Annotated in this window: 7 protein-coding genes; all 7 read left to right on the forward strand. The window is 45.3% G+C overall.

What is annotated here, in order from left to right; all coding sequences use genetic code 11:
• Positions 1–309 precede the first annotated feature (309 nt).
• A complete protein-coding gene (locus tag K6C05_RS07740) occupies positions 310–723 on the forward strand; it encodes a hypothetical protein (RefSeq protein WP_296733295.1) in 414 nt (137 codons plus the stop codon).
• Between the two features lie 345 nt (positions 724–1,068).
• Positions 1,069–2,016, forward strand: a complete 948-nt coding sequence (locus tag K6C05_RS07745; protein ID WP_296733298.1) for an aspartate carbamoyltransferase catalytic subunit — start codon at positions 1,069–1,071, stop codon at positions 2,014–2,016.
• Complete coding sequence (locus tag K6C05_RS07750; RefSeq protein WP_296733301.1) at positions 2,013–3,305, forward strand: dihydroorotase; 1,293 nt, start codon at positions 2,013–2,015, stop codon at positions 3,303–3,305. The genes K6C05_RS07745 and K6C05_RS07750 overlap by 4 nt, the downstream gene beginning before the upstream one ends.
• 3 nt (positions 3,306–3,308) lie before the next feature.
• The gene (gene carA, locus K6C05_RS07755) at positions 3,309–4,382 is read left to right on the forward strand and encodes a glutamine-hydrolyzing carbamoyl-phosphate synthase small subunit (RefSeq protein ID WP_296733304.1); all 1,074 of its coding nucleotides are present in this window, start codon (positions 3,309–3,311) and stop codon (positions 4,380–4,382) included.
• A 3-nt stretch (positions 4,383–4,385) separates the two neighbouring features.
• Positions 4,386–7,622 (forward strand): carbamoyl-phosphate synthase large subunit, encoded by a 3,237-nt coding sequence (gene carB / locus K6C05_RS07760; protein WP_296733306.1) that lies wholly within the window; start codon positions 4,386–4,388, stop codon positions 7,620–7,622.
• Positions 7,623–8,064: 442 nt separating this feature from the next.
• Positions 8,065–8,781, forward strand: coding sequence for an orotidine-5'-phosphate decarboxylase (pyrF, locus tag K6C05_RS07765; RefSeq protein WP_296733309.1), 717 nt, complete (start codon positions 8,065–8,067; stop codon positions 8,779–8,781).
• Positions 8,781–9,383 (forward strand): orotate phosphoribosyltransferase, encoded by a 603-nt coding sequence (gene pyrE, locus K6C05_RS07770; protein WP_296733312.1) that lies wholly within the window; start codon positions 8,781–8,783, stop codon positions 9,381–9,383. The genes pyrF and pyrE overlap by 1 nt, the downstream gene beginning before the upstream one ends.
• Positions 9,384–9,553 lie beyond the last annotated feature (170 nt).

Here is a 9,553-nt window from a genome sequence, read left to right on the forward strand (position 1 = left end):
GAGCTTTAAGATGTCCCCTTCCTCTTTAGGTGGGGGAAAACAAACTACAACAGCTGGCGAGCATATCTCCCAGCTCGTTGAAACGCTAATTGGAAGATTTTTCTTCTAAAGAAGAAAAATTTGAACAATGGCGTTATAAGTTTTTTAAAGCTGCATCTGATTTGAAAGGTCGACAGAGATTGTTCTGCCGACCTTTTTTATTTGGGTAATGGCGATGGATTCGAAACAAACAGCAAAAAAAGATAATAGCAGGAAATAGCCACCGATATACAGAATGATACAGTATACGTTGTGGAGGAGGCTCGCTGTATGAAAAAATTAGTTGTGATTAATAAGGGACTACCTATGTTCAAGATTGTATTGCGGGCATTCCTGTGTTCAATGATAGCCATTTTTGTGCTTACATATTCTTCTCCAACCATGGCCAAGGACGAGCCGACACGGATAATGGGATTTCATCATCTGGATCCGGCAAGCATCCAATTTAGCAACAATTATCTTTATGCCAGTGTTATTTATAATAACGGGCGTACCTCTCCAAAGGTACATCAGCGGCGTTTTTACTTAGATAAGAAAACAAAGCGTGTGGTTTATGATTTTAATGATAGGGTTTTTGGCTGGTGCTTTAAGGGGCCGGTCAAGGATAATGCCTTCACCTACAAAATGTGGAAGGTAATGAAGCCCTATATGAAGAAATTCCCGGTTTCCGGCTGGCGCCTTTAAATTTTATGACAATAACTATCGAGGTGGGGCAGATGCACCTGCTTCTCTTTTTCACAAAGACTTGTTTGTCATTTCAGTATTTTATGACTGTGGCGTTGAAATGAGACAGTAATTTTCCTTGCTAAAACAACCATAATGTGATATAGTTCAATACAGTTGAATATGACCTTTGAAATTAGTCCTGTGAGGCTGATAAAGGAAGCTGGTAAGATAGTGCGCTATCATAAATTACTGGGATAACTGTATCTAAAAGCAATTATAGCTTTCTTGTGCCTCGGCATGAGAAAGCTTTTTTATTTCAATAACGCATTTACAGCAGGCAGGGTCAAAAAAGGAGTGATTGTCTTGGATAAAAGCAAAGTAAACCTCAGGGGCAAGGATGTATTGGCATTGGCTGATTTTTCCCCGGAGGAAATCCAGGTAATTCTGGAAAGTGCCAAGGAGATGAAGAATATAATTCATCGCGATATTAAAAAGGTACCTGCGCTTAGAGGTAAGTCAATAGTGACATTATTTTATGAGCCTAGTACCAGAACCCGTTCATCCTTTGAGCTTGCCGGTAAATATCTGGGGGCAGATGTGGTAAATATAACTGCCGGTACCAGCAGTATAGTCAAGGGCGAGAGTCTGCGTGATACCCTGTATACCGTATCAGCCATGGGTGTTGATGCCATTATTATGCGTCACAAGGCTGAAGGTGCAGCGGAATACGCCTCCAAGGTCGTTGATCCTGTAATAATTAATGCGGGAGATGGTGCTCATGCCCATCCATCCCAGGGCTTGCTTAATTTGTTTACTGTACAGGAGCATAAGGGCAGACTGGAAGGCTTGAAATATGTAATTCTGGGGGATATTACCCATAGCCGGGTTGCCCGTTCAGATATTCAGGGTATGCGCAAGATGGGTGTCGAGGTGCATCTTGCCGGACCGAAAACATTGATGCCAAGATTCCTTTTTGAGGAAGAAGGGATTGTTGTGCATGATAATGTGGAGGATGCAATTAAGGATGCGGATGTAATAAATGTGCTCCGAATTCAGCTGGAGCGTCAGAAAGCCGGATTGTTCCCTTCACCAAGGGAATATGCCCGAATTTATGGCCTTAATGACAAGCGTCTGGCCCTGGCCAAGGATGATGTTCTTGTACTCCACCCTGGTCCGATGAATAAAGGGCTGGAGATTTCTCCGATGGTAGCATATGGTGATCATTCTGCTATTCAGGAACAGGTCCAAAATGGTGTTGCTGTCCGTATGGCAATTTTGACTCACGCACTGACAGGAGGGAACAAGGCATGAAAACTTTGATAAAAGGAGGCAGGGTAATCGATCCTGCCAATGGTACAGATAAAATTGCTGATGTATTGATTGAAGATGGCAAAATTGCCAAGGTGGCTGCAGGTATCAAGGATTCTGCCGATGAGATTATCGAGGCAGCAGGAAAGATAGTTAGTCCTGGTTTTATAGATATGCATGTGCATCTCAGGGAGCCGGGACAGGAAGCCAAGGAGGATTTTGTATCCGGATCCAGGGCGGCAGCTGCAGGTGGTTATACCACCGTTGCCACCATGCCAAATACCAATCCTGTAGTGGATACTGCAGCCATGGTCCGGTCCCTGAAAAAAAGGGCCGAGGATGCAGCGGTGGTTCATGTTGAAATTATTGGTGCTGTTACCAAGGGACAGAAGGGTGAAGAAATGGCTGAAGTCGGTGATATGACAGCTGAGGGTGCTGTTGCTTTTTCCGATGACGGACATTTTACCAAATCTGCAAAGGTACTGCTGAACTGCTATGATTATCTCCGGGCCTTTGACAAGGTGATTATCAATCATGATGAGGAGCCAAGTCTGGTAGAAGAAGGCGTGATGAATGAGAGCCACAGAAGTGCCATGCTGGGAATGAAGGGGCGTCCTACTGTAGCAGAGGATATTGCAGTATATCGTGATATCGCACTGGCTGAATATGCTGATGCCAGGGTACATGTAGCTCATATCAGCTCTGCCGTGGCAGTCGATCTGGTTCGTCAGGCAAAGAAAAGGGGCGTAAAGGTTACAGCTGAGGCAACACCTCAGCATATGACAATGACAGATGAAATGGTAGTTCTGTCTGACAGCTCCACCAAGATAAATCCACCCCTTCGTGAACAAAAGGATGTGGATGCAGTACTGGCTGGGCTGAAGGATGGTACAATCGATTGTATAGTTACCGATCATTCTCCACATGCTCAGGAAGAAAAGGATCGGGAATATATTTATGCACCAAGCGGATTCCCAGGGCTGGAAACTGCGTTGGGCTGTCTGATGACAGATCTTGTTTCCCCGGGGAAGCTGGATATTGTTACCATGATTTCCAAGCTGACCTGTGAGCCGGCAAAGATTTTTGGACTGAATGCGGGCAGTCTTTCCGTGGGGATGCCTGCTGATATAACCGTTATTGACCCTGACCTGGAATGGACCGTAGATGAAAAGAAGTTCTATACCAAGGGGTCCCATTCTCCGTTCATTGGCCGCCACTTCAAGGGGAAGGCTGTTAAGACCTTTGTTGATGGCAAGCTGGTAATGGATAATGGTGTTATTTTGGAGGTGTAATTCTTGAAGGGAAAACTTATTCTTGAAGATGGCAGTGTTTACACCGGTGATTTGCTGAACGAGTTTACTTCTACTGGTGAAGTCGTATTTAATACAGGTATGACCGGGTATCAGGAGATTCTCACAGATCCGTCATATTGCAGTCAGATTGTTGTCCTGACCTTTCCGCTGATTGGTAATTATGGTGTGGCTGAAAAGTTTATGCAGTCCCGTAAGTCCTTTGTAAATGGATTTGTCATTGGTGAGCTGTGCCATGATGGAAGCAATTGGCAGAAGGAAAATGAGCTGGCAGCATTTCTGAATGATCAGAAAATTCCTTGTCTCTATAATGTGGATACCCGTGCTGTTACCAGAAAAATCCGCTCAGTAGGCTGCATGAAGGGCATTATTGTGTCCGAGGATGCGCCAAGATCTGAAATAGATAAATTGATGGCTGTGCCAATCAAGAAAGATGTTGTGGCCGAGGTGACTACCGGGGAAAAATATGTCATGGAAAATGATGGACCTGATGTGGTGGTAATGGATTTTGGTATTAAGCAGAATATCCTGAATTCCTTGCACAACCTGGGCTGTAGATTGACCGTTGTTCCGGCTGATACTTCTGCCCAGGAGGTACTAGCCATGAACCCACAGGGGATTTTTCTCTCCAATGGGCCTGGGGATCCAAAGGATTTGCCTGGTGTGATTGAGGAAATCAAGAAGCTGATTGGCAAGAAGCCGATGTTTGGTATCTGCCTGGGACATCAGCTCATATCCCTGGCCTTGGGCGCTGATACTTACAAGCTGAAGTTCGGTCATCGTGGCTCAAACCAGCCGGTAAAAAATCTTTTAAATGGTCGGGTTCATATTTCTTCTCAGAATCACGGCTATGCAGTGGATGAAAAATCATTGGCTGGGCTTCCGCTGGAGGTCACCCACCTCAATGTAAACGATGGTACGGTAGAAGGTGTGCGCCATACATCACTGCCACTGTTTTCAGTCCAGTATCATCCGGAGGCTTCGCCGGGGCCTGATGATAATATGTATCTTTTTGATCAGTTCTGGGCAATGTTGACCAATGAAGCAAAGGGGGAGTAATCAGTGCCAAAGAAGGAAAATCTAAAAAAAGTAATAGTTATCGGCTCTGGCCCTATTATCATTGGACAGGCAGCAGAGTTTGATTATGCGGGCTCCCAGGCTTGCCGCGCCCTGAAGGAAGAAGGCCTGGAGGTGGTGCTGGTCAACAGTAATCCTGCGACTATAATGACTGATACTCACATGGCTGACAGAGTTTACATTGAACCATTGACCGTTGAGTTTATGGAAGAAATCATCAGCAAGGAAAAGCCTGATGGCCTTCTGGCTACTTTAGGGGGACAGGCAGGTCTTAACCTGGCAGTACAGCTCTCAGAAAAGGGTATTTTGGATAAATACGGCGTTGAGCTTTTGGGGACATCCCTCAAGGCTATTGAACAGGCCGAGGACCGTGAACTTTTTAAGGAAACCATGAACAAGCTGGGTGAGCCTATTCCTGAATCCACTATAGTGGAGGATGTTCAGTCAGCAGTGCAGTTTGCCAATGAAATCGGCTATCCATTGATTGTGCGTCCTGCATATACCATGGGTGGTACCGGTGGTGGTATCGCCGATAATGAGGAAGAACTGGTGGATATCGTTATCAAGGGCCTGAAATATTCCATGATAGGACAGGTTCTGATAGAGCGCAGTGTAGCAGGCTGGAAAGAAATTGAATATGAGGTAATGCGTGATGGTAATGACAACTGCATCACCATCTGTAATATGGAAAATTTTGACCCTGTAGGTGTTCATACAGGAGATTCAATAGTTGTGGCTCCTTCACAGACACTTACCGATCATGAATATCAGATGCTGAGAAGTGCCAGCATTCGCATTATCCGTGAACTGGGAATCGAGGGTGGCTGTAATGCACAGTATGCCTTGGATCCGAATTCCAACCAGTATTATGTAATAGAGGTAAATCCTCGTGTGAGCCGTTCATCGGCTCTGGCCTCCAAGGCTACAGGGTATCCTATTGCCAAGGTTTCAGCCAAGATTGCCATTGGTTACAGCCTGGATGAAATCACCAATGCAGTAACCCAAAAGACCAAGGCATGCTTTGAGCCGGCTCTGGATTACTGTGTTGTTAAGTTCCCTCGTTGGCCTTTTGACAAGTTTGTGTATGCCGATAAGACTCTGGGAACACAGATGAAGGCCACCGGTGAGGTAATGTCCATTGACAGGAATTTTGAGGGGGCAATCCTAAAGGCTGTACGCTCCCTGGAAATAGGTGTTCACCGCATTCATATGGATGATATGGATGACTGGGATGATGATAAAATCATTAAGTCACTGGGCAAATGCAATGACGAGAGATTGTTTGTCATAGCAGAGGCATTGCGTCGCGGTTTGGTGGATATTGATGGAATACATGATATTACCAAAATAGATAAATGGTTCCTGGGAAAAATCAAGAATATCACTGATATTGAGCTGCGTATCCAGAAGGAACAGATTACTCCTAGTCTGATGCTGGCAGCCAAGAATGTTGGGCTGGCAGACCGTTCTATTGCAGAATTGGCCGGAAAGACCATGGATGAAATACGGACCCTGCGCAAGACAATGAACATATTGCCTTGCTACAAGATGGTTGATACCTGTGCTGCAGAGTTTGAAGCTGCAACTCCGTATTATTATTCAACCTTCCATGCCCAGGAGGATGAAGTGGATACATCCAGTAACCGTCGTAAGGTCATGGTATTGGGCTCCGGTCCTATCAGAATAGGGCAGGGGGTAGAATTTGATTATTGTTCGGTTCACTCCGTATGGGCTTTGAGACAGATGGGGATTGAAGCGATTATAGTCAACAATAATCCGGAAACTGTATCAACGGATTTCGATATATCCGACAGGTTGTATTTTGAGCCACTTACTGCAGAGGATGTCCTTAACATAATCGACAAGGAAAAACCTGAGGGTGTCATTGTGCAGTTTGGCGGACAGACTGCCATCAATCTTGCCGAGTCTCTCAGTAAGGCCGGCATAAAGATATTTGGAACTTCAGTAAATGATATTGACCGGGCCGAGGACAGGGAACGCTTTGATGAAGTGCTCACTCAGACAGGGATTCCAAGGCCACGGGGAATAAGCGTGACCAATCAGGAGGATGCCATTAAGGGTGCAGCGGAAATAGGCTATCCGGTAATGGTTCGGCCTTCTTATGTCCTTGGTGGTCGTGCCATGGAAATCGTCTATAACGAAGAAGAGCTGGTTGATTACATGGGCCGTGCTGTAAAGGTTACTCCGGAGCATCCGGTGCTTGTTGACCGTTATATGCAGGGGACCGAGGTAGAGGTGGATGCCATTTCTGATGGTATAGACGTGGTTATTCCGGGTATTATGGAGCATATTGAGCGTGCCGGGGTACATTCCGGAGATTCCATAGCTGTGTATCCGCCACAGACTCTTCCTCAAAAGATTAAATATACAATTGTGGATTATACGAAGCGCCTTGCAGTGGGGCTGCATGTCAAGGGGCTGATGAATATTCAGTATGTGGTTGCCAACGATGAGGTATTTGTTATTGAGGTAAATCCGCGTTCTTCCCGTACTGTTCCTTTCCTCAGTAAGGTAACAGACATACAGATGGTGGATATTGCCACCCAGGTTGCAATGGGAGCTTCTCTTAAGGAATTGGGCTACAAGTCAGGTCTGGTTTCACCAAAGCCTTATGTGGCTGTTAAGGCTCCTGTATTCTCATTCAATAAGATGGCTGATGTGGATATATCCCTTGGGCCTGAAATGAAGTCCACCGGTGAAGTAATGGGCATAGATTACCATTATAACCGCGCTCTCTATAAGGCCATGACCGGTGCAGGCATGAATATTCCGGTAAATGGGACTATTCTCTTCACCGTGGCCAATAAGGATAAGGATGAGATGAAGCAGCTGGCCAAGGCATTCTCCGAACTTGGTTTCAAGCTGGTGGCTACTGCCGGCAGCGCCAAGGCAATTCAATCCATGGGAATTGACGCTGAGGTAGTAGGGAAGGTACACGAGCGTAGTGCGGATATCATTCACCTCATTAAAAAAGGCCGCATTCACATGGTAATCAATACCATGACTCAGAATCAGGGCAAGAATGTTGCCCATGATGGATTTAAAATCCGTCGTGCCACTGTGGAGCATGCCATTCCATGTCTCACCTCCCTGGATACTGCATGGGAAGTGCTGAATGTGCTGGAATTTATGCGTGAGCGCAGATTGGTATATAGCCTCGCGATTCAGGATTATGTAGGTGGCGGCTACGATTTAGCCTAACTGAGCTTGGTCTTTTGTTGTATAACTTTGTTGACATTTCGAAAAATGTCCTCAGCGTACCATTATCAGTACGCTTCCGGGATTTTTCTCATGTCGCCTCGTTCTACAGCAAAATCCCTGCGCACAGGAGCCCCTATTACAAAATGATTGGATGGCGTAGTCTTTTGCTGTATAACTTTGCTGACATTTCGAAAAATGTCCTCAGCGTACCATTATCAGTACGCTTCCGGGTTTTTTCTCATGTCGCCTCGTTCTACAGCAAAATCCCTGCGCACAGGAGCCCCTATCACTAAATGATTGGATGGTATAGTCTATTACTGTATAACTTTGTTGACATTTCGAAAAATGTCGCCTCGTTATCTTTTATTGATTGAGTTATCCTGCGCTGGGGTCAGTTCGTTCGTCATTTCTGCTTGTTAGATGTTACATAGGAGAATATATAATGTCAGATGATCGTTTGATTGTAGCCCTTGATGTGCATAAATTTTCAGATATGGAAAAACTGGTCCATACCCTTGGCGATAGCGTAAGCTATTACAAGGTAGGGATGGAGCTGTTTTATAGTGAGGGTGCTAAGGTAATTTCTTTTCTGAAGGAGCAGGGGAAAAGCATTTTTTTGGATCTTAAGCTCCATGATATTCCCAATACTGTAGCGGAAGGGTTATGCTCACTGATGGTTCAGGGGGCTGATATCATGAATGTTCACGCTTCCGGTGGTTATACCATGATGAAAACAGCTGCAGACAGGCTGCATGAAAAAGCGTCTGAAATGGGGATTCCTTGTCCAAAGCTGATTGCTGTTACTATTTTGACCAGTATTAATCAGGAGGATTGGGCTGGTTTGGGTATGTCCAGCTCTATAGGGGAACAGGTAGTACGATTGGCCAAGCTGGCCCAAAAAGCCGGTCTAGATGGTGTAGTGGCTTCTCCCCAGGAAGCAGCAGCTATTCGCAAGGCTTGTGGACCTGATTTCCTGATTGTTACACCTGGAATTCGTCCTGTTGGTGCCAATATAGATGATCAGAGCCGCATTGCTGCACCAGCATCTGCTTTGGCGAATGGTGCTACTCACCTGGTGGTAGGGCGTCCTATTCGTAGTGCAGAAGACCCTAGGGCAGCAGCTGAGGCAATTATTAAAGAAATGGAGAGTGTAAAATAATGGCAGAATTAAAAACTCTTACTGAAAAAGAAGTAGAAGATATGCTTTTGGAAACAAATGCAATTATGGAAGGCCATTTCCTTTTGACTTCAGGACTCCATAGCCCACGCTATGTTGAAAAGTTTAATGTACTTCAAAAGCCTGAATATACTGAAAAGCTATGTCAGGCCATGGCAGCAAAGTTTGTTGATGCCAATATTGAAACAGTAGTTGGACCTGTAACGGGTGGTATTCTTCTGGCCCATGAGACCGGTAAGGCTTTGGGAACCCGTGCTATTTTTACTGAGCGTGAAAACGGCAAAATGACCTTTCGCCGTGGATTTACCCTTCATGAAGGTGAACGGGTACTGATCGTTGAAGATATTGTAACTACCGGTGGGTCAATCCGTGAGGTCATTGATGTGGTAAAGGAGCATGGAGGAGTACCTGTAGCGGTAAGCATGCTGGTGGATCGCAGTGGCGGAAAGGCTACATTTGGAGATGTCCCAAGTACAGCCCTTCTTCATATGGATGTCCAAACCTATGAGCCTGATAATTGTCCATTGTGTAAAAAAGGCGTGCCGATGACCAAAAGAGGGCGTACTGGAAAACCAAGTGTATAGTTTTGTATAAATATTAGAGTAGCCGTCAGACTAGATAAAATCTAGTTTGACGGCTATTTTTGTATAAAAAGACACTACATAAATTCAACTTTGAAGTCCTTGTAAGACTTTCCCCTTTCCTCCGGACGCCGGCCAATGGATATCCTCTTGATAAGAGTCTGCCAAAGTTC

This window comes from Anaerovibrio sp. (assembly GCF_024697385.1).
GTDB lineage: Bacteria > Bacillota > Negativicutes > Selenomonadales > Selenomonadaceae > Anaerovibrio.